We start from the raw sequence: 23,545 nt of genomic DNA on the forward strand, positions 1-23,545 counted from the left end.
GTCCGGGTCAGCGCGTCCCGTAGCGGATGACGCGGGTGGGTACGACGGTGCGGCGGGCCGGGATCGGCTCGGCGGACGAGCCGTTGATGCGGTCGATGAGCATCTGGCCGGCTCGTCGGCCGATCTCGTCGGCGTCGTACGAGACGATCGTCAGGGGCAGACCGAGGACGTCGGCCAGCTCGAAGTCGTCGAAACCGGCGAGCGCGACCGGGCGGCCGAGGCCGTGCACGGCGCGGATGGCGCCCTGGGTCAGCCGGTTGTTGGTGCAGAAGAGGGCCGTGGGCGCGTCGGGGGCGTCGAGCAGCGCGCTCGCGGCGGCCTCGGCGGCGGGTACGTCGGCGAGGCCGCGCCGTACGTGGGTCTCGGCGGGCTCGATCCCGGCCGCTTCGTGGGCTGCCCAGTAGCCGCGGAAGCGTTCCGCGCCGGTGTACAGGGCGGGCGGGTTGCCGAGGAAGCCGATGCGGCGGTGGCCGTCCGCGATCAGCTGCCCGACCGCCTGTTCGGCACCGCCGAAGTCGTCGACCAGGACGCAGTCGGCGTCCATGCCGGCCGGCGGCCTGGAAGCCAGGACGATCGGCATTCCGCGCAGCGCCGTCGGGGCGAGGTGCCGGTGGCTGCTGCCGGCCGGGACGACGATCATGCCGTCGACCTGACGGGCGGCCAGGTCCTCGACGAGACCGCGCTCCCGGTCGACCTGTTCGGCGGTGTTGCTGAGCAGGACCCGCAGGCCGTGTTCGGATGCCACCTCCTGCACGCCGAGCGCCAGGCGGGAGTAGAACGGGTTGGCGAGGTTGGTGACGACCAGTCCGATCATTCCGCTGCCGCCCAGGCGCAGGCTGCGCGCCGTCTCGTTGCGCCGGTAGCCCAGTGCCTCGACGGCGGCGAGTACGCGTTCCCGGGTGGTGCCGCTGACCCGGGCGTCGTCCTTGAGCACCCGGGAGACGGTCATGGCACTGACGCCGGCGCTCGCGGCCACGTCGCGCATCGTGGGGGCGCCGTTGTCGCCCGCGCGGTGCTGTGCCATGTGCGGTTCTCCTGCGGATCGGTGGACTGGCCGGTGGGTCGGTGACGCGGTCATTCTAGGTCCGTTCCCGGAGGGCGACGGCGGGTGCGCGCAGGGTCCAGTGCGCGGCGCCGATGAGGGGCGCGTCGGCCGGGCGCTGCGCCGTGACGGCCGGGGGCGCGGTCCCGGGGCCCCCTGACGCGATGCCTTCGCGGACCGCGGGGCCGAGAAGGTCCCAGGAGCCGGTCATGGATCCGCCGACGACCATCAGGTCCGGCCGGAACCGCTCGCACCAGGGCGCGAGGGCCCGTCCCAGGGCGCCGAAGCAGTACCGGAGCGTGTGCAGGGCCGGACCGTCGCCGCCCCGGGCCGCTGCGGCGATCTCGTGCACGTCGGGGAGGTCCCCGTCACCGGGCAGGGCCGCGGTGCTGGCGTAGAGCCTGCGGATCGCCCGGCGCGAGACCACCTCCTCCAGCGGGAGTCCGTCGATGGTGAGCCGGTGGGCGCGTCCGCCGGGCGGTACGTCGGGGCCGCCCAGCACGGGCCGCCCGTCGTCCAGGAACGAGGTGCCGACCCCGGTTCCGAGCGTGACGCAAAGGACCCGGCGCCGCCCTGCCGCCGCACCCGCCCGGTACTCGCCCAGGGCGAACGCGTCGGCGTCGTTGACGAAGCTGATGCGGCGGGGGGCTCCGGGGAGCCGGACGAGCAGTCCGGCCCCCACGTCGACGCCGTGCAGCGACTCGAACTTGCCGATGCCGCGGAATCGGCCGACACCGGTTTCGTAGTCGAAGGGGCCGGGTATCGCGACGCCCCAGTGGGCGCCCGCCGGGGCGTCGACCTGGGCACCGACGGCGGCGATCGCGTCGAGGAGTTCACCGGCCGGCGCGTCGGCGGGGACCGGCCGGCGCACGACGGCCTGGGCGGCGGGCCGCGCGGACGCGGTGTCGAGGACGGCGGCCGTCACGTGGGTGCCGCCGATCTCCAGCACGGGGACGCGGCTCATTCCGGGGCCACCAGGGACTTCACCACGTGCACCGGGCCGCTTCCCACCGGGTGCAGGCGGTAACCGCCCACGCCCGCGGGGACGGTGAGGGTCTCGGCGAAGGCCAGGTCGTGCCGGTCGCCCCGGTCGGTCTCCACGACGACGCCGCCGCCCGAGGAGACGTTGAGGATGTGGAAGCGGCCGTCCGTGTCGTCCTCGGCGGGCTCGGGCCCCTCGATCACGAAGCGGTGCACCGCGTAGAACATCTCGGGCAGTGCGCCGATGACCTCCTCGCGCCAGCCCCGGCCCCGGCGCAGGGTCCTGGGCTCCTGCACGAGTTCCTTCAGGACGTCGTCGCCGCGCCGCGCGGTGTCGAGGTTGGCGAAGCCGTGGGCGAAGGACAGGGGCCTCGGTGCGCCGGAGACGCCCTTGCGCAGCCAGTCGTAGAAGCGCAGGGAGTAGAGGTACGGGGTGGCGCTGATCTCCAGGACCAGGTTGCCCTCGCCGGAGGCGTGCGGGGTGCCGGCCGGGATCATGTAGAGCTGCCCGGGGTCCGCCGGGTGCGTCATCACGTGGTCCTCGACGCGCAGCGGGGTTCCCTCCGCCGCGGCCTCCTCGACCTCTGCGCGCATGGCCGTCACGTCCGTACTGTCCCGCAGCCCGAGGTAGACCAGCGCGCCGGGGTCGCTCGCGGTGATGTAGTACGTCTCGTGCTGGGTGTAGGGCCACCCGAAGGTTTCCCGCATGTACTGCTCCTGGGGGTGCAGGTGCAGGGAGAGGTTGCCGCCGCCGACGGTGTCGAGGTAGTCGAAGCGGATCGGGAAGGACGTGCCGAAGCGGCGGTGCACGTCGGGGCCGAGGAACGTCTCGGGGTGGAGCTCGCAGAGCAGCTGGAAGGGCAGTTCCACCTGGGCCGTCTCGTCCTGGCCGACCAGGATTCCGGCCTCGGGGGCGATCAGCTCGTAGCCGAGTGCCGTGTTGCCGTCGCGGGGCTCGAAGCCGAGTTCCCGGGCGGCCCACTGACCGCCCCACGCGGTGGAGTTGAAGAAGGGGCGACTGCGGACGGGCCCCGTCGCCAGGGCGGCCAGGGTGGCCCGGACGGACTCGCCGTCCAGGGAGGCCGGGCCCGTCTCGCCCTGGAGGTCGATCCAGCGGTCGATGCGGGGAGCCATGCGGTCGCGGTGGCGGTCGCCGACGGGCCAGTCGGTGTAGAAGAGGCTGCGCAGCTCACCGGGGGCGCCGGGCCGGCCCAGGTTGACGCCGAGGGGCAGTTCGGCGCGGGTGACGGCCCTTTCCGCGTACCGCTTGGGCAGGTCGGCCCACCACAGCAGGTCGGGCTCGCCGAGCCCCGCGCCCGGCCCGAAGACCAGCAGGACGCCGGTGTCCGGGCGAGGCCGGACGGGCGGTGTCTCGAACAGGTCCTCCATGGAGAACTCGGCGAGCGGCAGGAAGAACGCGTCGGCGTCCGCGTCGGGAACGCAGAGCCGCTGGACCGCCTCGGGTGACCAGAGGGTGCGCACGTCGCACAGCGCGACCCGCGTACCCCGTGCGCGCAGGGCGGCGGCGAGGGAGCCGGCGGCCTCCTCCCAGTCGAGTGCGGCGGGGCCGTCCAGGGCGAGGACGGTGGGCGTGGTGGGCACGTCGGCGACCGCGGCGGCCCAGCCGGTGACGACGGCGCCGCCGGTGACGGCGTAGCGCGGGTTGCGTTCATAGGGACGGGGCTGGTGCACAGAAGCTCCTGGGGAAGGGACCGGCAAGCGCCTGCATGGTATCGATAACACCGCTGATCGGACAAGGCGCGTCAGGAACCGACTGACGAACCTTGGATTCAACAGGGGGTTTCTCGGATGCCCGACAGAAACTCTTGTTTCAGCCGCATGGTGTCGTTAACATCCTCGCAATCCGGATCCAGAGGGAAGTGAGCCCATGAGATCAACCGGCGAGACGACGGAGCGGTCGTCTCACCCGCTCCGCCGGCGCACCGTGCGGGCCGGCCGCGGGGCCGGCGCGGCCGGCGTGCTGGCCGGCGGCTGCGCACGGGGCGACAGCACCGCCGCGCAAGCGGGGACCACGTCCCTGGCCAACGACAACGCCACCTGGGACGACGGCTACGTGGCCGCCGGACGCGAGCTGAAGAAGCTCACCGGCTACGCCCTGCGCCCGCTGTCCAACCCGAACCCGACCGCGTACACCCAGGTCACCCAGATCTCCCTGCAGACGACCAAGGCCACCGACCTGATCAAGTGGCAGTCGGGCTACAACCTCAAGCAGCTCGCCCGCACCGGCAGCCTCAGTGACCTGACGAAGCTCTGGGAGGCGTACGAGCGCAAGGGCTGGGTGACCAAGTCCCTGCGCGACTCGATGTCCTACCGGGGCGCGGTGTACGGCATGCCCCTCTACCAGTCGTACTACGTGCTCTTCTACAACACGCACGTGTTCGACAAGCACGGCCTGCGGGCGCCGGAGACCTGGGACGAGCTGCTGCACACCGCGGAGGTGCTCAAGAAGTCCGGTGTCGTCCCGTTCGTGGCCACGCAGAGCGGCAACTGGCCCGCCTACGAGTGGTTCGAGGAGCTGATCAGCAAGGTCGACCCGGTGTTCTACGCCGATCTGATCGCGGGCCGTGCGCGGTACACCGATCCGCAGGCGCACAAGGCCATGCAGATCTGGCAGGACTTCATGAAGAAGGGCTGGATGACCCCGGCCGACTTCGACCAGAACAACGGTCCGGCCGCGCTGAAGACGGGCAAGGTCGGCATGTTCCTGCACGGCTCCTGGCAGTCGCAGGGCCTGGCGGCGGCGGGCATGAAGCCGGGCGAGGACTTCGACGCCTTCGTCCTGCCTCCCGTCGACACCTCCGTCAAGCGGTCCGTGATCACCGAGGCGGGCGTGCTCGCGGTCCCGGAGAAGGCCGTCTCGCACGACGCCGCCATGGCCAACGCGGGCCACTGGCTGCACCCCTCGGTCCAGCGGGTGTGGACCGACTTCCTCCAGGACGGCTCGGCCAACCCGAAGGCGGCCACCTCCAATCCGGTGCTCGCCCGGCTCAGGAAGCGGGCGCTGGACGAGCACTGGACCGAGCTGCCCCGCTACGGCCAGTCGGGACCGCCCAACCTCATGCAGGGGAACACCGATGACCTGGGAGCCTTCATGACGCACGCGATGTCGCCCGAGGCGACTCTGCGCAGCATGGCGAGCCGTGCCACCAAGGAGTGGGCGGCGTGGAACAAGGACGAGTCATGACAGCCGCCCTCGACGCGCGCCGCAGCCGCTCCGGCACCTCCACCTCCCCGGCGGTCCCGCCCGCTCCCCCGGCCCGCAGGCCCCCGCGCCGGCTCGGGGACCGGTTCGCCTCGGCGGGCTTCCTCGCCCCGGCCGTCCTGCTCGTCGCCGGGCTGCTGCTCACCCCGTTCCTGATGACGCTGTACCGCGGCTTCTTCAGCGACAGCCGGGTCTCCGGCTTCACCTGGTTCACCAACTACGGGCTGTTCTTCAGCGACCCGGTCCTCGCGAAGTCCGTGGAGAACACCCTGATGTGGGTGGTCGGCACGGTGGCCCTGCCGCTCGTCCTGGGGCTCGGCATCGCGGTGATGACGAACGGCTCCGGGTGGTCCCGGATCCCCCGGCTGCTGGTGGTCCTGCCGTACGCGATCTCCGGCTCGGCCGTGGCCGTCGTCTGGAACTTCCTCCTGACCACGGACGGGGCGGCCAACCAGGCGCTCGACGCGCTGGGGCTGGGGTCGTTCGCCCAGGGCTGGCTGCTGGAGTGGCCGGGGAACACCCTCGTCATGATCGTCGCCAACACCTGGCAGGCCACCGGGGTGGCCGTGATCCTCTTCCTGGTCGGCCTGCAGACCATCCCTCCGGAGACCCTGGAGGCCGCGTCGCTCGACGGAGCCGACGGGCTGCGCAAGTTCTGGTACGTGGTCCTGCCGCAGCTGCGGACCGTGTCCGTGATCGTGGTCGGCAGCAGCCTGGTGAACGGGCTGAAGTCGTTCGACCTGATCTGGGTCCTCACCCAGGGCGGCCCGGGCCGCAGCTCCGAGACGCTCGCCGTCTCGATGTACCAGGAGACCTTCCTCGCGCTGCGCCCCGGCGCCGGAGCGGCCGTCGCCGTCGTCCTCACCGTCATCGTGCTGCTGGCCTCGTGGCTGTACCTGCGGCGCCAGCTCACTCCGAAAGGCGCCTGAGCATGTTCATACGCCGCGTCTCCGCCGGCACCGCCGTCCGTAACACCGTTCTGGTGCTCGTCTCGCTCCTGTGGGCCGTGCCGACCTGGCTGCTGCTGGTCAACGCGCTGGTGCCGGCCTCCGAATACGGCGGCGCTCCGCACTGGCTGCCGCACGGAGGGTTCGGTCTCTTCGACAACATGTCCGAGGCGTGGTCCCGGGCCCGGCTCGGTCCCGCGATGGGCAACAGCCTGCTGTACGCGGTGACCAGCTCGGCCGCGGCCATCGTGGTGGCCACGACCGCCGCGTTCGCGACGGTGATCATGCCGGTCAAGCGCAAGGCCCTGTGGTTCTGGCTGATCTACTCGGGCACGCTGCTGCCCCTCCAGGTCTTTCTGCGACCGCTCTTCCTCGCGTACGCGAACACCGGCCTCTACGACGCGCAGATCGGGCTGTTCCTCATCTACGCGGCGGTGGCGATCCCGTTCGCCTACTTCATCATGCGCAACTTCGCCCAGACACTGCCCGCCGAGGTGATCGAGGCGGCGCGGCTGGACGGCGCCTCCTGGTGGCGGGTGTTCTGGCAGATCCACGTACCGCTGTCCCGGTCCGCGATGATCGCCGCGTTCGTCTTCCAGTTCGTCGCCGTCTGGAACGACCTGCTCTTCGGCATCACCCTGGCCACGAGCCGCAACATCCGGCCGGTGATGGCCGCGCTCGCCGAACTCCAGGGCAACTACTCCAACGTGGGCCCTCCGGTCGTCCTCGGCGGAGCCCTGCTGGTCTCGCTGCCGACCGTCGTGCTCTTCTTCGCGGCGCAGCGGTTCTTCGTCAGCAGCCTCAAGCTCGGCTGAGCCGGGTCCCACCGCGTGCGGGCGTCCCGCACAAAGCCCCGAGCCGATTCCCGAAAGGCATCCCGGTGAAACTCTCTGCCCGTACCGCTCTCGCCCTGGCCGCGGCGCCCCTGCTCTGCGCCGCCCTGAGCCCTTCCCCCGCCCTCGCGGCCTCACACCCGGCGACGGGCCCCTGGAAGGGCCGGGCCGTGCAGACGTACGACGCGCTCCAGGAGCACCTGTATCAGGGCGCGGACGACCACGGCCTCTACCAGGAGGCGACTCCGCACCGCAGTGCCGACAACGCCCACTCCTACCTCTGGCCGATGCGGGAGGCGGCCGCCGCGACGGTGGACATGGCCGGCCTTCCCGGACCGGGCAGGCGCTACACGGCGGACGCTGCGGAACGTTTCACCACCCTGGAGCTCTACTTCGACCCCCGGGACGGCCGGCCCGGCTACGACTCCTACCTGCCGGCTCCGCTCGGGCAGGGCGGTGACGTCTTCTACGACGACAACTCCGTCGTCGGGCTGACCCTGCTGGACCAGTACGAGGCGACGGGCGACCCCGTCTACCTGCACCGGGCCGAGCTGGCCTTCGACGTCGTCAGCCGCGGCTGGGACGACGACCCGGCCAAGGAGTGCCCGGGCGGGATGCACTGGGTCGACTCGCCGGCCAACGACATGCGCGCCGCCAACGTAACGGGCCTGGCGGCGGAACTGGCCGCCCGGCTCCACCTGGAGACGCGGGAGAGCCGCTACCTGACGAGCGCCCAGCGGTGGTACGAGTGGAACTGGTCGTGCCTGCGCCAGTCCCCCGGGCTGTACCGCAACAGCCTCGGCGACGACGGTTCCGTCAACTCCACCCTGTGGACGTACAACTCCGGAGCCATGATCGGTACCGCGGCCACGCTCTACAAGACCACCGGGGACCCCTCGTATCTCCGGCGCGCCGTGGAGGACGCCGAGGGGTCGCTCGCCTACTGGAAGCAGGGCGAACGCCTGCACGACCAGCCGGCGATCTTCAACGCGATCTACTTCGACAACCTCCGGATTCTGGACGGAATCCGCCACGATCCCGCCTACCGGCAGACCGAGAGCGCCTACGCGGAGCGCGTGTGGAAGGAGAATCGCGATCCGTCCACCGGGCTCTTCCGCTTCCAGCCCTCGGGCGGCGGCGACTACGAACCGTCCGCCTCCGCCGAGACCCTGGAGCAGTCCGCGATGGTCCAGATCTTCGCGGGCCTCGCCACCGACGCCTCCTGACCCCGCGCCTTTCCCCCCGCCCCACTGCTTTCACGTCCGCCCCACGCACCGCACCTTCCCGTCCGCCTCACGCACCGAACCGGCACCACGCCAGAGCGGAGAACTCTCTCCATGCCCCGCCCCGATCTGTCCCGCCCCTCCTGGTGGGACTCCGACATCGCCCGCGAGATCCTGCGCGACCGCGGCGTCAGCTCGACCGGAGTCCTCGGCGGCCATCCCGTCCGGCTCTCCTGCGAACCGCTGCTGCGCCACGACGGTGACGGCGGGCTGCTGCAGTCCGTGCGCATCCAGGCCGGCCGCCCCCTCGACCGGGCCGTGGTCACCACCCTGTCCGGCGCCTCCGTCCGCAGCGAGCTGATACCCGGTCCGGCCGGCGAAACCCGGATGCTCGTACCGGAGGTGAGCGCTCCGCTGCCGGTGCTGGTCGAGCTGCCCGACCTGGCTCCGGGCGAGCACGTCGAAGTGCTGCTGACCCCGCAGCGGCACTGGACTCTGCATCTGGTGCAGCACGCCCATCTCGACATCGGCTACACCGATCCCCAGGGCACGGTGCTCGCCGAGGGCCGCAAGTACCTCGATTCCCTGCTCGAACTGTGCCGTACGACGGACGACCGGCCCGACGCGTCGAAGTTCCGCTGGGCGGTCGAGGGGTTCTTCAGCTTCGAGAACTGGTCGGCGAACCGCCCGCCGCAGCAGGTCGCGCAGTTCCTGGACCGGGTGCGCGAGGGGCGCATCGAGCTGACCGCGATGCCCTTCAACCTGCACACGGAAACCTGCTCGACGGACGAACTGCACGAGTTGCTGCGCCCGGTACGCGAACTGCGCGCCCGGTACGGCATCGACGTCACCACGGCCATGCAGACGGACGTCCCCGGACAGGTCGTGGGCCTGCCCGACGTGCTCGCGGACAGCGGCATCCGCTATCTCTCGGTCGCCCACAACTGGGCGGGCCGGGCGGTGCCGCACCACACCGGCGGCGGGGCGCTGCCCCGGCTGTTCCGGTGGCGTGCGCCGGGCGGACGCAGTGTCCTGGTGTGGCGCACCGACACCCCGCACGGGCTGGCGTACATGGAGGGCTCGATCCTCGGGTTCGACGAGTCCTACGACCGGGTGGACGACCTGCTGCCGCACTACCTGTCGGCGCTGGCCACCCGGCAGTATCCGCACGAGGGGCGCGGCATCCCCGGCTTCCCGGTCCTGGACGAGGAGTTCAAGGGCGATCCGTACCCGTGGGACGTCCTGCACCTGCGGGTGCTGGGCAAGTTCGCGGACAACGGGCCGCCGCGCCGGATCATCGCCGACACCGTGCGCCGGTGGAACGAGGAGTGGGCGTTCCCCGTGCTGCGTACTTCACGCAACGAGGACTTCTTCGTTGACGCGGAAGCCCGTTACGGGGACCGCCTCGAAACCTTCGAGGGCGACTGGAGCGACTGGTGGGTGGACGGGGTCGGCGCCGGCGCCGTCCCGCTGGCCGCCACCCGTGACGGCCAGGCGGCACTGGCCGACGCCCAGACGGTCGCCGGGCACGCGGAGATCCTCGGTGCGGCGGGTTCGGGCACCACGGCGTCGGCCCCCGACGTGTACCGGGCGGCCTCCCTGTTCAACGAGCACACCTGGGGCGGTGGCGATCCCTGGACGCACGGCGACCACGGGCACGCGTCCGGTGAGCGCCAGTGGCACTGGAAGTACGCCCAGGCGCTGCGCGCCCACGACGACGCCAAGACGCTCCTGGACGGCGCGGGTGCGGCGCTCGGCGGCCGGCTCTCGCCGCGCGAGGGGACGCTCGCCGGTTTCTATGTGACCAATACGTGCAGCTGGCCGAGGTCGGAGACGGTGCGGCTGTTCCTCCCCGAGAGCACGGTCGCGCTGGAGGAGCCGGTCCGGGTGCTCGACGCGCGCGACGGTGCGGTGCTGGAGCACACCGAGGAGGCGCAGTCCAACGAGTTGCACCGGGCCGCGGGCCGCTTCCTGCTGTTCCGGCTCGCGGACGTGCCCGCGCACGGTGCGGTACGGGTGGACATCGTCGAGGGGGAGGCGTTCCCGCCCGTCGACGGGGGGCTCGCCGACGATCCGACGGTCCTGGAGAACGAGTTCCTGCGCGTGAGCGTGGACCTGCGGTCGGCGTGGATCGGCTCGGTGGTCGACAAGCGCACCGGTCGGGAGCTCGTGCGGCAGGACGCGACCGTGGGGCTCAACGCCTACCTGTACGACGAGTACGCCACGGCGGGCGGCTTCAACCACCAGTCGAGCAAGACCACGGCGAACGGGTCGATGCATCTCCTCGCCTCCCGCACGGCGGCGCCGCCGGCCGCCCTGGTGGACCGCTTCCGCGATGCGACAGGGCAGACGCTGGTCTACGAGTGCGCCCCGGCCGGCACCGAGCGGCTGCGGGTGCGGGTCCACCTGCCGCACGGGCAGGCCCGGATCGATCTGGAGAACCGGATCGTGAAGCCCGCGACGCTCACCAAGGAGAGCGCGTTCTTCGCGTTCCCCTTCGCGATGAGCCGGCCTGCCGTCCGTATGGAGGCGACCGGGGGTATGACGGGCACCGGACTGCCGGTCGTGCCGGGGTCCGCTCAGCACATGCGGGCGGTACGGCGCTGGGTGAGCTTCGAGGAGGACGCGATGGTGGCGGCCGTCGCCACGCAGGACGCGCCGCTCGTCCAGGTGGGCCAGATCGCCGTCCCCTACGCGCCGTATCCGCAGTCGCTGGCCCAGGACGAGCCCGGCACGCTCTTCTCCTGGGTGCACAACAACATCTGGGACACCAACTTCCCCTCCGAGCAGGCGTTCGACCACGTGTTCCGCTACAGCGTGGCCTTCGGACAGGCCGCGCGGACCAGTGGGCCCGTGCTGGGCATGCGCACCGCTGCCGCGGGCAGCCGTCCGCTGCTCGCCGTCCGCGCCCTGGGCGAGGAGAGCACGGCCCCGGATGCCTCGTACGCGTTGCTGACGGTAGGCGACCGGCGGGTGCGCGTCGTGGGGCTCACCGTTCCGGCCCCCGGTCAGGTGCTCGTCAGGCTCCAGTCCTTCGCCGAGGAACCGGTCGCCTGCCGGATCGCCCCCGGCTTCCCCGTCACGGAGGCCCGCATGGCGGACTACCTCGGGTCCGCCGGTGACCTCCTGACGCAGGACGACGAGGGCGCCTCGACCGTCGACGTACCCGTGCTGGGCACGTGTGCGGTGCTGCTGCGGCTGTGACGTGCGGCCCGGGGCGCCCGGGCCGCACGCAACGCGGCTCGGCGGCTCCGCCACTGTGCCGGCCCCTCTGGCCACGGGGCCGGCACGGTGTGTGTCACGGGCGCGGTATCTCGGTGGTGACCTGGTCGTACCGGACGAGACGGGGGGTGAAGGTGTACGAGGGATGTCCCGCCTGGAGACGAGCCGTGGCATCGTCGAGATACGCCCACATGTCGGCGGGGTCCGCGCCGACGCCGAACGTCGCGTCGTTCAGCACCTCCATGTCGGGGCTGGAGATGTATGCCACGTACTTGAGGGTCTGACTGCCGCCGGCCATGAGTGCCTCGGTCTCCTTCGGGGCGATGTGGTGTGTGTTCCCGTCCATGCCACCCGTGGTATCGGCGGCCTGTGCTGTCGCGGTCGTCGTGAGAAGTGTCGATGCGGTCGCCACGCCGGCGGCGCCCAGGATCGTTCGCCGGGAAATGTCTGGCACAGTCCTCCCCCTACGTCGGTGGCCCCTCCCGCGAGGGGCGCGCGGCCGACGTTACAGCCACGTGCTCGCCGTGGAAGACCTTTTACGCTCCGGGCCACGGGCCGCGCCCGCCCCGTCACGTCCGTCTCAGATCGGCCTGCACCAGGTCGTGGTCCGACCACGGGGTCAGGCGCACCCGGTGGTCCACCGGGTCGAAGCCGCGGAGAAAGATGTAGTCGAACTTGCTCCGCCAGTCGGTGGTCGGCTCGCACACCCCCGTACCGGACGGACCGCACGGGCGGTCCGCGTCCCTGGCCATGTCCCACATCACGGCGAGTTCGGGTGCTTCCGGCACCGCGTTGAAGTCACCGAGAACGATCGCGCGGTCGTACCGGGCGACCGCCTCGGCCAGCACGCCGGTCTGCTCCGCCCGGACCGACTCCTGCCTCCGCTGGGCCAGGTGCGTGTTGAACACCCGGACCCGCAGGCCGTCCACGAGGGTCGTGACCGCCATGTACCCGCGGTCCTCGGAACCGCCGTGGGGGTATTCCACTGTCACCGGGTCGGTCATCGGGGCGGCCGACAGGATTGCCTGGCCGAAGCCGCCCGGGCTCCAGGGCACTCCCCCGCACCGGCTCCAACTGGGCAGAACCGGCCCGTACTCGACGTGGTAGACCAGCCCGTACCGGTACCGCAGATGGTCCCGGATCCTCTCGACATCACCCACGCACGCTTCTTGCAGGCCGATGACCTGGGGGGCGTACGCGGCGATCTCCGCCGCCCTGCCGCCGTTGCGCCCGCTCGCCTCGCAGGGGTTGCAGATGTTCCAGGTCATGACGCGGCCCGGCACGGCCGCCTCGGGGGCGTCGGCCGGCAGCGGTCCGGCCGTGTAGGCGATGTTCGACACGCTCGGTCCGGCGAGCAGCAGGCAGGCCACGACCAGTGTCCCCGCAAGCCACCGCGCGCCTCTTCCGGCCACTCTCGGCTCCTCGCCGTAGATCCACACACTCACCTGCGAGGTCTCCCCCCGCACGCGCTCATGTGGCGGAGTCTAGGCGGCACGAGGAGCCCGGGTCTCGTGACGGCAGCACCTCGGACACGCCGGTCGCCTATGATGCGGCCATGCATCTTTCGTCTTGTCTGAGCTGGTGGCGCTCCTCGTAGGAGCGGCTGCCTCTCATTCATGACCGGGCCGTTCGAATGGACGGCCCGCTCGTGGTCCCTGCGCCAGGGACGTGTCGTCCGAACGGCGACACGACCACCAGGAGACCACATGCACATCACCTCGCAGCCGGCGGCCCCGGGCCCTCAGGCCGACGCCGCCCATTCGTCCACCGACGCCCTCGGCGTGAGCGCCGCGCAGGCGCGCAGCGCGGCGCTGGAAGAAATGATCCTCGTGGACCCGGGGCGGTTTCGCGTACTGACCGGGGACCGCCCGACCGGACGTCTGCATCTGGGGCACTACTTCGGCACCCTCCACAACCGGGTCCGTCTGCAGAACTCGGGTGTGGAGACGTTCGTGCTCATCGCCGACTACCAGGTGCTGACCGACCGCGACGCGGCGGACGGCCTGACCGGGTATGTCGAGGAGCTGGTCCTGGACTACCTCGCCGTCGGAGTGGACCCCGAGCGCAGCACGATCTTCACGCACAGCGCCGTTCCCGCCCTCAACCAACTGCTGCTGCCGTTCCTCAGCCTGGTCTCCGTCGCCGAACTGAGCCGCAATCCCACGGTGAAGGACGAGATCGCGCACTCGCAGCAGTCCTCGGTCAGCGGCCTGATGTTCACCTACCCCGCCCATCAGGCCGCCGACATCCTCTTCTGCAAGGCCAACCTGGTGCCGGTCGGCCGGGACCAGCTTCCCCACCTGGAAGTCGCCCGCACCGTCGCCCGCCGCTTCAACGACCGCTACGGCCGCGGTGACGCCGTCTTCCCCCAGCCCGACGCCCTGTTGTCTCCCGCTCCGCTGCTCCTGGGGACCGACGGAACCAAGATGAGCAAGAGCCGTGGCAATGCGATCGCCCTGGCCGCGGACGCCGACGAGACGGCCCGGCTGATCAAGGGGGCCAAGACCGACTCCGAACGCCGCATCACCTACGATCCCGCCGGTCGCCCGGAGGTGTCCTCCCTGGTGCTCCTCGCGGCTCTCTGCCAGAACCGCACCCCCCAGCGGATGGCCGACGACATCGGAGCCGGCGGAGCCGCCGCTCTCAAACGGACGGTGACAGAAGCGGTCAACGAGTACCTGGCCCCGATCCGGGCCCGTCGCGTCGAGTACGCCCGAGACCGCGCCCACCTGCGCCGGACACTGCACGAGGGCAATGAGCGGGCACGAGCCGTCGCCGATGCCACCCTCGCCGAGGTGCGGGCGGCGATGAACAGCCGCTGCTGACGACCGGGCACCACCGCGCCGCGTTCTCGCGCACGTGGGAACCCCCTCCCCCGTGGGGGCGTTGTCACGGGTTGCGGGGAGGACGAGGGGAGTTGCACCGTGGCGCACAAGCACGCGCGGGGGCCGTGGCGGCTGCTGCTGGTGGAGGACGACCGGGAGCTGGCCGACATGCTCTCCGACGTACTGCGGGCCGAGGGATACGCGGTCGATCTGGCGACCGACGGCCAGCAGGGTCTCCATCTCGGCCTCTCCCGGCAGTACGACGTACTCGCCGTCGACCGACGCCTGCCCGGGCTCGACGGCGTCGACCTCATGGGCCGGTTACGGTCCCGCGGCGTGCGGACACCCGTGCTGCTCCTCACCGCGATGGGCACGGTGCACGACCGGGTCGACGGGCTGGACGCCGGTGCCGACGACTACCTCGTGAAGCCCTTCGACCTCGACGAACTCAGCGCCCGTCTGCGCGCGTTGTGCCGACGGGCCCTCGATGTCAGCGATGTGCTCAGGATAGGCACGGGGCACCTGTACGTCGGCCGCAGGGAGGTCGAGCTGGCGAACGGCGAACAGGTCGCCCTCGCGCCGCGCGAGTTCGCACTGCTGTGGGCGCTCGCTTCGCGCCCCGAAACGGTGCACTCGCGGGCGGAGTTGCGCCGGCTGGTGTTCCAGGAGGCGCCCGCGTCGTCCATCGTCGACACCTACGTCTACTACCTGCGCCGCAAACTGGGCAGGCGTGTCGTGCGCACGGTCCGCGGTCTCGGCTACCGGCTGGGGGCACTGTGAGCCGGTCGCCGTCGGCCGAGTGGGCGGCGGTGCGGCGCGCGCGCCTGCGGATCGCCGTGATCACCGGGGCGATCATCACGCTGCTGGTCACGGTCGTCGGAGGCGTGGCGCACACGGTGATGGTCGACGCGCAGAACGGCCAGGTGTGGCGCGAGCTGCGCTACGGCGCGATGTACGGCGACCCGGTCAAGCCTCCCGTATGCACCTGGCTGTACGCACCCGGCGTGGAGCCCCTGTCCAACGCTCCGCTCGGCTTCCCGTTGCGCGCCGACATCGAGGAGGTCCGCGGCACCCGACAGGCCGTGGAGCGCACCGTGGAACGTGACGACACGGTCTATCTGGTGCGCACCCAGCCCCGGGCCGACGGAGACGTCGTGCAGGCCGTGTTCGACATGCGCTTCCAGCTGGCCGACCGCAGCCATCTGTGGTTCGCGCTGGCGGTGGCCGAAGTCGTGGGGCTGCTGGCCGCGGCCGTCACGGGGGCGGTCCTCGGGCGTCGTGCCGTGGCCCCGCTGGCGGAGGCGCTGACCCGCCAGCACCACTTCGTCACGGATGCCAGTCACGAGCTGCGCACCCCGGTCACCCAGGTGCACACGCGGGCGCAGATGCTGGCGCGCCAGGCGGCCGACCAGGGTCTGCCGGGCCCCCACCGCGACACGCTGGCCCGGCTGGTCGCTTCGACGGGGCGGCTCGGCGAGGTGCTCGACGACCTGCTGCTGTCCGCGAGCCTCGCGGCCGGCCCGGCACGGCGGTCGGAACACCGGCCGGTCGAACTGGTCGCGCTGGCCCGGTCCGTGGCGGCCGAGGAGTCGGACCGGGTGGGGGCGCGTGGTCTCACCGTCGTGGTGGACGGTCCCCCGCACCCTCTCTTCGTGGACGGTGTCCAGTCCGCGCTGCGCCGCGCCATCGGCGAGTTGCTGTCCAACGCGATCCGTCACACCCCGGCCGGGGGGCGGATCGAGATGGTCCTCTCGCGCTCCGGAGGTACGGTGCTCCTGGTCGTCGCGGACACCGGGCCCGGGTTCGAACCCGCCGCCGTCGAGCAGCTGTTCCGCAGGTTCCACCGCGGCAGCGGTGACGGCGGGCGGTACGGGCTGGGGCTGGCGCTGCTCCAGGAGGTCGTCGAACATCACGGGGGCACGGTCGCGGCCGACGGGCGCCCCGGCCGGGGCGCCCGGTTCACCATCCGCCTGCCGGAGTGCGCGGCCCCGCCCGGCGTCCCGGCCGAGGCGCGGCCGGCCGAGGCGCGACCGGTCACGGCGACTCGTGAGCGGCGACCAGGCGGGCCGCGGCGCGTACGTCCCGGTCCAGCGGGCGGTCCGGGTCGACCGGGGGGATCGCCTCGCTGAGGGCGTCGAGGAGTGCCGCGCACCGGGGCGCGGTGGGGCGGCGGGCGCCGACGTGGACCGCCTGGCGCAGCCCGAGCGCGAGCGAGCCGGTGAGCAGGCCGAGCAGGTCCGCCATGTCGTAGGAGCGCAGGGCTGCCTGGGTGCCGAAGGGGACGACGTCCTGGTTGTGCAGGTTCGTCGGCAGGCTCTGCATGCCGGCCGGTGTGGCGTTGCGGCGGATCTCCGCGACGAACGCGGTGGCGGCCAGCTGCACGCCTTGGAGCCCGTGCTGGCGGCCGGGCTCGGTGGCGAGCATCGGCGGCAGCCCCCCGTTGCGCGCGGGATCGGTCAGCAGGTCGAGCTGGCGTTCGGCGAGATTGCCCAGCTGGGCCGTCACGGACGCCAGGAGGTCGGCCGCGAACGCGGCGGGCTGGCCGAAGAAGTTGCCGCCGTGCACCACCTTCCCCTCCCGCTCGTCGTCGCCGGGAAAGAACAGCGGGTTGTCGCTGACGCCGCCGAGGTCGGCGGCGACCACTGCGTCGACGTAGCCCAGCGCGTCCTCCGCGGCACCGAGCAGCTGCGGGCTGCAGCGGATGCTGTACGGCTCCTGGAGCGGCCGGCTTCCGGAGGGGCTGAGGCCGGTGAGGGTCCGCCGCATGCGGGCGCCGGCGTAAACCGCCCCGGGGTGCCCGTACGCCCGGAGCAGGTCGTCGTCCAGGAAGCCGGGGTCGCAGCCCAGCAGGTCGGCCAGGAGGCAGGTGAGGGCCGTGAGTGAGCGGTGCGCTTCGCGGACGCGGTCGCGGGCCAGCGCCAGGGCCGCGGTGGTGACGGAGGTTCCGTTGACGAGGGCGAGCGCGTCGCGGCCGTCCAGGGCCAGTGGGCGCAGCCCGGCGGCGGTGAGCGCCTCGTCGGCCGCCATGCGGCGGCCGTCCAGATAGGCGTGTCCGCGACCGCGGAGTGCCTGGGTCGCGTAGGCGAGCGGGATGAGGTCGCCGCTCGCGCCGACCGATCCGTAACGGGGGACGGCGGGCGAGAACGTCGTGGCGAACATGGCGGCGAGGCGGTCGATCACGTCGGAGGAGACGCCGGAGAGGCCCTGGGCGAGGGACCGGGTGCGCAGCAGGAGGGCGGCACGGCAGATCTCCTGAGGCAGGTCCGGCCCCTGCCCCGCCCCGAGGTGGGCGAGGGTGTTGTCGCACTGGTCCGCCTCGTCGGGGCGGCCGGCGTACCCGACGAGCGCGCCGAAGCCCGTGGTGGCGCCGTAGACGGGGCGGGTCCCGTCGCCGTGTCGCAGCCCGTGGAAGAAGCGGCGTGCGCGCTCCACACGGGCTCGGGCCGGGGCGTCCACGGTGACGGTGAGCGGTGTCGCGGCGCGGCGCAGGGCGGCGGAGTCCAGAGGGCCGGTGAGGGACAGGGAGTCCGTGGTGGTGGGCACGTCCAGAACGGTAGGCGGGGAATCTCAGAGTGCTCTGAAATCGGGTGACTAGCTTCCCGGGGCATGACCCATGACTACCTGATCATCGGTGCGGGGCCCGCCGGACTTCAGCTCGCCTCCCTGCTGGAACGGGACGGCGGGGACTACGTCGTCCTGGAGCGCGGCAGCGGTCCGGGTACGTTCTTCACCCGGTTCCCCCGGCACCGCTACCTCATCTCGAACAACAAGGTGCACACGGGGTACGACGATCCGGAGCTGAGGCTGCGGATGGACTGGAACTCCCTGCTGAGCGACGATCCGGAGCTGCTGTTCACCCGGTACAGCCCCCGGTACTTCCCGCCCGCGGACGACCTGGTGCGCTACCTGTCGGACTTCGCCTCCCGGACCGGGGTGCGCGTGCGGTACGACACCGAGGTGACGAAGGTGTCCAGGCACGCGGAGGGCTTCGTCGTCACCGCCCACACCGGCGAGGTGTGGCGGGCCCGGCACGTGGTGGTGGCCACCGGGATGCCCGTCCCGAACCTGCCCGCGATCCCGGGGGTCGAGCTGGCCGAGCGCTACGACACCATCGACACCGATCCACGGTCGTTCACCGACCAGCGGGTGCTCATCATCGGCCGGGGCAACTCCGCCTTCGAGACGGCCGAGAACCTGATGGAGACGGCGGCGGTCATCCATGTCGTCGGCTCGGGCTCGCTGAAGATGGCGTGGCGGACCCACTATGTGGGACATCTGCGCGCCGTCTACAACAACTTCCTGGACAGCTACCAGTTGAAGTCGCAGAACGCCCTTCTCGACGGGCGGGTCCTGGCCATCCGGCGTGACCGGGACGGATTCCACGTCCCGGTCGCCTTCGAGCGGGTCGACGAGGTGGTCAAGGAGATCCGTTACGACCGGGTGATCGTCGCGACCGGCTTCCGGTTCGACGCCTCGGTCTTCGACGACACGTGCGCGCCGGACGTGATCGTCGACGGCCGCTTCCCCGAGCTGACGCCGCTCGGCGAGTCGGTCAACGTACCCGGTCTGTATTTCGCGGGGACGCTGATGCAGGGGCGGTCGTTCGGGAAGGCGACGACCGGCTTCATCCACGGCTTCCGTTACGCGGTGCGCGCGCTGTACCGGGGACTGCGGCAGCGTCACGCGGGCGTGCCCTGGCCCACGACGGTGATCGGGGATTCCACCGGGCGGGCCGTCGACGCGGTGATCGGCCGGGTGAACCGTTCCTCGGCGCTGTGGCAGCAGTTCGCCGTCCTCGGTGACCTGCTGCTGCTCGCCCCGGACGGCACGTTCCGCTACGCCGAGGAGGTGCCCGTCGACCATGTGCCGGGGGCGGTGCGGGCCGGGGACTTCGGCGAGGTGGCGGCGTACGCGGTGATCACCCTGGAGTACGGGGAGGACCACGACCGGGTGGACCCCTTCGACGTCGGCGCCGGCCGCAAGTCGCAGCAGGACGTGTCGGGGCTGGACGGCCGCTATCTGCATCCGGTCGTCCGCTGGTACCGGGACGGCGAGTTCGTGGCCGACCACCACCTCACCGAGAACCTGGAGAACGAGTGGGACAGCGAGGAGTTCCACCGCGCCCCGCTGGACGCCTTCCTCACCGCGCGGCGCAACCCGGCCGCCCCGGTGGCGCCGTGACGCTCCGCGAGCTGCACGACAGGGCCCGGAAGCTACTGGACCCGGTCGTCTACGACTACGTCGCGGGCGGCGCGGGCGAGGAGCGTGCCCTGGTCGAGAACGAGCGGGCGTTCGACCGGTACGCGCTGCTGCCTCGGGTGCTCAGCGGTGGCGAGGCGCGGGAGACCGGCGTCGATCTGCCGGGCGCACCGCAGGCGTCCCCGGTGGTCGTGGCGCCGACGGCCTTCCACCGGCTGGCGCACCGGGCCGGCGAGCGGGCGACGGCGCGGGCCGCCGCGGCCGAGGGCGCCGTGCTGGTGACGGGAACGGCGGCCACCGTCGCGGTGTCCGATGTCGTCGCGGCGGCGCGCGAAGCGGCCCCGGACCCGGCCGTGTGGTTCCAGCTCTATCTGCATCCCCGCCCGGAGGTGACCGGGGCGCTCGTCCGGCGTGCCGAGGACGCCGGCTGCGCGGCCCTCGTGGTGACCGTCGACTCGCCGGTGTTCGGCCGGCACACCCGGGATCTGCGCAACGGGTTCACCGACCTGCCGCCCGGCTACGCCGCGGAGAACATGCGGGACCTGCCCGGAGCCGGACCCGGCGAGCTCACCGCCATCCCGATGTCCGCCGCGCTCCGCTGGCCCGACTTCGCCGAGGCCGTGCGCGGCACCTCGCTCCCCGTACTGGTCAAGGGGGTCCTCCATCCGGACGACGCGCGCCTCGCCGTCGAGCACGGCGCGGCCGGGGTGATCGTCTCCAACCACGGCGGCCGCCAGTGCGACGCGGTCCCGGCGGCCGTGGACTGCCTGCCGGCGGCCGTCGAGGCGGTCGCGGGCCGGGTCCCGGTCCTCCTGGACGGCGGGGTGCGCCGCGGCAGCGACGTCGCGGTGGCCCTCGCGCTCGGTGCGAGGGCCGTCGGCGTCGGGCGTCCCGTGGTGTGGGGCCTGGCCGCCGACGGGGAGGCGGGCGTGCGGCGGGTCCTCGCGACACTTCGCGACGAGTACGACCACACCCTCGCCCTGTGCGGTGGACGCCGGAACACCGATCTGGGGCCCGGCATGGTGGTCCGGAAGGGCGGGACGTGGTGAGGGCCCGGACGGGAACGGACCCGTGGTGGCTGCCGCGCGCCGTGGTGGCGCTGCGTGTCCGCATCTTCGAGAAGGTCAACGGGGACGGGGCGGTGACCCTCCCGAACGCCATGCACGGTCCGGAGGTGTTCGAGCGGGTCTACGCCCACCCGCACGCGAACGGCCGGAGTGAGGGTGCGGGTCTCTCCGACCTGTTCTGGTACTGGCTGGCGCCGGGGCCCGAGGTGCACCAGGAGCACCTGGAGCCCGGTGCGCGCTACCAGGACGTGGCCGCGACGACGCGGCGCATCGTCGCCGGCAACTCGGCGGATCTCACGGCGGCCGCGGCCCGCGCCGTCGCGGAGGCGCTGGACGCGGTGCCGGACACGCGGATCAGTCTCGTACGGCTGCGGGATCTGGTGATGCCCGCCTGGGCCGCGTTCTGCTACGAGCTGGTCTTCCGGGAGCCGTGCCCGCCACTGGCGCGGAAACTGATCACCGCGCACGCCGATGACGTGATATCCGCGCTGAAATGTACCGGTCTGCGCCATCCGCGCCGCCGGGCCCGGCTCACCGGCTACCTGCGGGACCGGGTCGCGGCCGGCCACGTACCGCACCGGCTGCCGCCCTCCTTGTCGGTGCCGGAGCAGGTGCACTACCTGCAGGGGACCTTCTTCAACACGGCGGTCGTGCAGCTGTCCGAGGCGACCGCGCACGTCCTGCTCGCCGTCGCCCGCCACCCGGAGGTGCAGCGGCGGCTGCGCGCCGATCCGGAGGACGACGGGTATCTGACGCGGGTGCTCGACGAGACGATGCGCCTGTATCCGCTGTTCGGCATCGCCCACCGCATCACCACCGGCGACATAGCCCTGGACGCGGAGACGGTGCTGCCGACCGGTTCGGTGGTGTGCTTCAGCTATCCCGGCTACCACGCCACCGGTTACGAACGGCCCGACGAGTTCGATCCGGACCGCTGGGCGGACCTGGCCGTCAAGGATGCCCACCACATCCCGTACGGCGTGGCGGCCAACCGCCCCTGCCCGGCCTGGCGGCTGTCGCCGCTCGCGCTTCGTGCCGCGGTACGGGAGGTCCTGCACCGGTTCCGGCTGGACTCGACGGCCTCCCACACGCGCTCCATCCCGCACCGGGCACCGTGTCTGCTGATCCCGCACGGGCTGCCGCCGCGACCGCGCCGTCTGGGGGTGCTCCGCGGGTTCGTCCGGCTGCGGGACGGGGTGGAGGACGTCACTCGGGGGGTCCGCCAGCTGGTCCTCGGGACGGTCATGGTCCTGCACGCCCGCAGGCAGCGCCTGGCCACCCGGTATTTCGAAGAGCGGCGGGCCGGAGGGTGCCCTGTCGCCCAGGTGGAGGGAGGAAACGGATGACGCACCGTGAACCGTGCCGGTCCTCGCCCGGCCGGCCACCCTCGCTGATCGCCCGGCCGCTGATGTTCTGGGCGGGGGTGGCCCTCACCTGTGCGGGCGTCGGCCAGCACGTGTGGATGTTCGTGGACTCCCGGTCGATGGGCTTTCACATGGCGATGATGGGGATGTCCGGCGTGATGTGGGCCGCGATGGCCGCCATCGTCGCGGGCGTGGTGATCTCCGGATGCGCGGTCGTGCAGAGCCCCGGTCCGGCTCCGGCCGGGACCTCCGCTGCGGACGGGACACCGCGGGCACACCGGCGCCGTCTCATCGGCGTACTGAGCTTCGCGCTGCTGGTGGACCAGATGAAGCCCGCCACTCTGGCCTTCATCCAGCCGGGCATGCGCGAGGAGTTCCAGCTCAGCGCCGCCGAGATCTCCTGGCTGCCGACCGTAGCGCTGAGCGGCACCGTAGTGGGCTCACTCCTCGGGGGCCGCTCGGCCGACCGGATCGGGCGCAGGGCCACCATCCTCATCGCGTCCCTGCTCTTCCTCGGGACCACGGTGTGCGGGGCGATGCCGACCTTCGGCGGCATCCTGGTGATGTGCGCGCTGATGGGGATGGCGGCCGGAGGCATGCTGCCCGTCGTGTACGCCCTGATGACCGAGAGTCTGCCGCCCGGACGGCGCGCCGCCGTCATGGTGCTGCAGGCCGGGCTCACGACCACCGGCGGTTACATGGCCGCCGCCGGACTGGCCTCGTTGCTGATCCCGTTGACGGGGTGGCGCGTCCTGTGGTTCGCGCAGCTCCCGCTGGTGCTGATCCTCATCGCGCTGAACCGCTGGATTCCCGAGTCGGCGGCCTTCACCACCCAGCGGGCCCGGCGCGAGCAGGTCCGCGCTTCCGCCCTGTTCAAACACCCTCACACGACCAGCACACTGGTCGTCAGCGGTTACGCCCTCGCCTGGGGCCTCGTCTACTGGGGCTTCATCACGTTCCTGCCCAGTCAGCTGGAGGCGTCGAGCGAGGGAGGGATGTCCGCCGCCACCTTGCTGTTCCTGTCCTCGCTGCTGTCCGTCCCGACCTGTGTGGTGGCGGCATGGCTCTACAGGCGCTGGTCGGCGAAGGGCACCATGGTCATCTACGCGGCCCTCACCGTCGCGGCGCTGCTGGTCCTCGCGGCAGTGGGGATGGACGGCAGCGAGCCGGTTCTCCTGACCGCCGTGATATTGCTCTTCGCCGGCACCGCCGGGGTCATCGCGCTCATCGGCCCCTACACGGCGGAGATCTTTCCGCTGGCCATCCGGGGAACCGCCGGCGGTTGGGCGGCGGCCGTCGGCAAGTCCGGCGGCGCCTTCGGGCCCCCGCTGATCGCTCTGGTGCTGTCGGCGCCGGGGGGCATGCGCACCGCCGCGCTGCTCGTCGCGCTGCCGACGGCCGTGGCGGGCGGTGCCGTGGCGCTGCGCGGCAGCAACCCGCGTACGGATGAGGGCTCGCCGGAAGAGGGCGCTCGGCTGGAGGCCGAACTCGACGCGTTGGTGCGCGATGAGGCCGCGGCCGTCGAGCGGGGTGATCCGACGGGGCCCCAAGGGGCCGGCACGGGGGCGCGTCCCCCTGAGTGATGATGGCGGCGCCGGGCCCCGTCCTCGTGGCGAGGG

General features: G+C 72.1%; 18 protein-coding genes. 12 read left to right on the forward strand and 6 right to left on the reverse strand.

The annotated features are described in order from the left end of the window. Positions 1-7: 7 nt before the first annotated feature. The 3 genes from FKN01_RS04345 to FKN01_RS04355 are packed head-to-tail and all read right to left on the reverse strand — an operon-like array spanning position 8 to position 3,715. Entirely contained in the window at positions 8-1,024 is a 1,017-nt protein-coding gene (locus FKN01_RS04345; protein WP_143616532.1) for a LacI family DNA-binding transcriptional regulator, read from the reverse strand. A gap of 55 nt (positions 1,025-1,079) precedes the next feature. Beyond that, entirely contained in the window at positions 1,080-2,006 is a 927-nt protein-coding gene (locus FKN01_RS04350) for an ROK family protein (RefSeq protein WP_143616534.1), read from the reverse strand. After that, positions 2,003-3,715 carry a class I mannose-6-phosphate isomerase gene (locus tag FKN01_RS04355; protein WP_143616536.1) on the reverse strand — a complete coding sequence of 571 codons (1,713 nt, stop codon included), beginning with the start codon at positions 3,713-3,715 and terminating at the stop codon, positions 2,003-2,005. Before FKN01_RS04355 ends, FKN01_RS04350 begins: the two co-directional genes overlap by 4 nt. Before the next feature lie 196 nt (positions 3,716-3,911). Here FKN01_RS04355 and FKN01_RS04360 point away from each other — a divergent pair, with 196 nt between their 5' ends. The 5 genes from FKN01_RS04360 (at position 3,912) to FKN01_RS04380 (ending at position 11,453) form a co-directional block, all read left to right on the forward strand. After that, a complete protein-coding gene (locus FKN01_RS04360) occupies positions 3,912-5,228 on the forward strand; it encodes an ABC transporter substrate-binding protein (protein WP_143616538.1) in 1,317 nt (438 codons plus the stop codon). After that, on the forward strand, positions 5,225-6,175 hold the full coding sequence (locus FKN01_RS04365; protein ID WP_143616540.1) for a carbohydrate ABC transporter permease: 951 nt from the start codon (positions 5,225-5,227) through the stop codon (positions 6,173-6,175). Before FKN01_RS04360 ends, FKN01_RS04365 begins: the two co-directional genes overlap by 4 nt. A 2-nt stretch (positions 6,176-6,177) precedes the next feature. Further along, positions 6,178-7,008, forward strand: coding sequence for a carbohydrate ABC transporter permease (locus tag FKN01_RS04370; protein ID WP_143616543.1), 831 nt, complete (start codon positions 6,178-6,180; stop codon positions 7,006-7,008). 65 nt (positions 7,009-7,073) lie between these two features. Then, positions 7,074-8,252, forward strand: coding sequence for a glycoside hydrolase family 76 protein (locus FKN01_RS04375; protein ID WP_143616545.1), 1,179 nt, complete (start codon positions 7,074-7,076; stop codon positions 8,250-8,252). Between the two features lie 111 nt (positions 8,253-8,363). Continuing rightward, positions 8,364-11,453: an alpha-mannosidase gene (locus FKN01_RS04380; RefSeq protein ID WP_143616547.1), complete on the forward strand. Its 3,090-nt coding sequence runs from the start codon at positions 8,364-8,366 to the stop codon at positions 11,451-11,453. Between the two features lie 94 nt (positions 11,454-11,547). Here FKN01_RS04380 and FKN01_RS04385 read toward each other — a convergent pair whose 3' ends face one another. Together FKN01_RS04385 and FKN01_RS04390 are read right to left on the reverse strand one after the other, a co-directional pair. Next, positions 11,548-11,817 (reverse strand): hypothetical protein, encoded by a 270-nt coding sequence (locus FKN01_RS04385; RefSeq protein ID WP_143616549.1) that lies wholly within the window; start codon positions 11,815-11,817, stop codon positions 11,548-11,550. A 223-nt stretch (positions 11,818-12,040) separates the two neighbouring features. Beyond that, positions 12,041-12,916, reverse strand: coding sequence for an endonuclease/exonuclease/phosphatase family protein (locus tag FKN01_RS04390; protein WP_398930990.1), 876 nt, complete (start codon positions 12,914-12,916; stop codon positions 12,041-12,043). Positions 12,917-13,177: 261 nt separating this feature from the next. On the opposite strand from FKN01_RS04390, the gene trpS reads away from it, so the two are divergent. From trpS to FKN01_RS04405, 3 genes are all read left to right on the forward strand, one after another. Continuing rightward, complete coding sequence (gene trpS / locus FKN01_RS04395; RefSeq protein ID WP_143616551.1) at positions 13,178-14,296, forward strand: tryptophan--tRNA ligase; 1,119 nt, start codon at positions 13,178-13,180, stop codon at positions 14,294-14,296. Between the two features lie 99 nt (positions 14,297-14,395). Beyond that, positions 14,396-15,076, forward strand: coding sequence for a response regulator transcription factor (locus FKN01_RS04400; RefSeq protein ID WP_143616553.1), 681 nt, complete (start codon positions 14,396-14,398; stop codon positions 15,074-15,076). Beyond that, entirely contained in the window at positions 15,073-16,425 is a 1,353-nt protein-coding gene (locus tag FKN01_RS04405) for a HAMP domain-containing sensor histidine kinase (RefSeq protein WP_143616555.1), read from the forward strand. Before FKN01_RS04400 ends, FKN01_RS04405 begins: the two co-directional genes overlap by 4 nt. On the opposite strand, the gene FKN01_RS04410 is transcribed toward FKN01_RS04405, so the two are convergent. Further along, positions 16,331-17,839 (reverse strand): aromatic amino acid ammonia-lyase, encoded by a 1,509-nt coding sequence (locus tag FKN01_RS04410; RefSeq protein WP_143616557.1) that lies wholly within the window; start codon positions 17,837-17,839, stop codon positions 16,331-16,333. The two genes, FKN01_RS04405 and FKN01_RS04410, sit on opposite strands and share 95 nt — an antisense overlap. Positions 17,840-17,902: 63 nt before the next feature. On the opposite strand from FKN01_RS04410, the gene FKN01_RS04415 reads away from it, so the two are divergent. The 4 genes from FKN01_RS04415 to FKN01_RS04430 are packed head-to-tail and all read left to right on the forward strand — an operon-like array spanning position 17,903 to position 23,509. Further along, on the forward strand, positions 17,903-19,477 hold the full coding sequence (locus FKN01_RS04415; protein ID WP_143616559.1) for an NAD(P)-binding domain-containing protein: 1,575 nt from the start codon (positions 17,903-17,905) through the stop codon (positions 19,475-19,477). Next, complete coding sequence (locus FKN01_RS04420) at positions 19,474-20,544, forward strand: alpha-hydroxy acid oxidase (protein WP_143616561.1); 1,071 nt, start codon at positions 19,474-19,476, stop codon at positions 20,542-20,544. The genes FKN01_RS04415 and FKN01_RS04420 overlap by 4 nt, the downstream gene beginning before the upstream one ends. After that, complete coding sequence (locus tag FKN01_RS04425) at positions 20,538-21,908, forward strand: cytochrome P450 (RefSeq protein WP_143616563.1); 1,371 nt, start codon at positions 20,538-20,540, stop codon at positions 21,906-21,908. The genes FKN01_RS04420 and FKN01_RS04425 overlap by 7 nt, the downstream gene beginning before the upstream one ends. Further along, positions 21,905-23,509 (forward strand): MFS transporter, encoded by a 1,605-nt coding sequence (locus FKN01_RS04430; RefSeq protein WP_143616566.1) that lies wholly within the window; start codon positions 21,905-21,907, stop codon positions 23,507-23,509. Before FKN01_RS04425 ends, FKN01_RS04430 begins: the two co-directional genes overlap by 4 nt. The last annotated feature ends 36 nt before the right edge of the window (positions 23,510-23,545 follow it).

This window comes from Streptomyces sp. 130 (assembly GCF_007096885.1).
GTDB lineage: Bacteria > Actinomycetota > Actinomycetes > Streptomycetales > Streptomycetaceae > Streptomyces.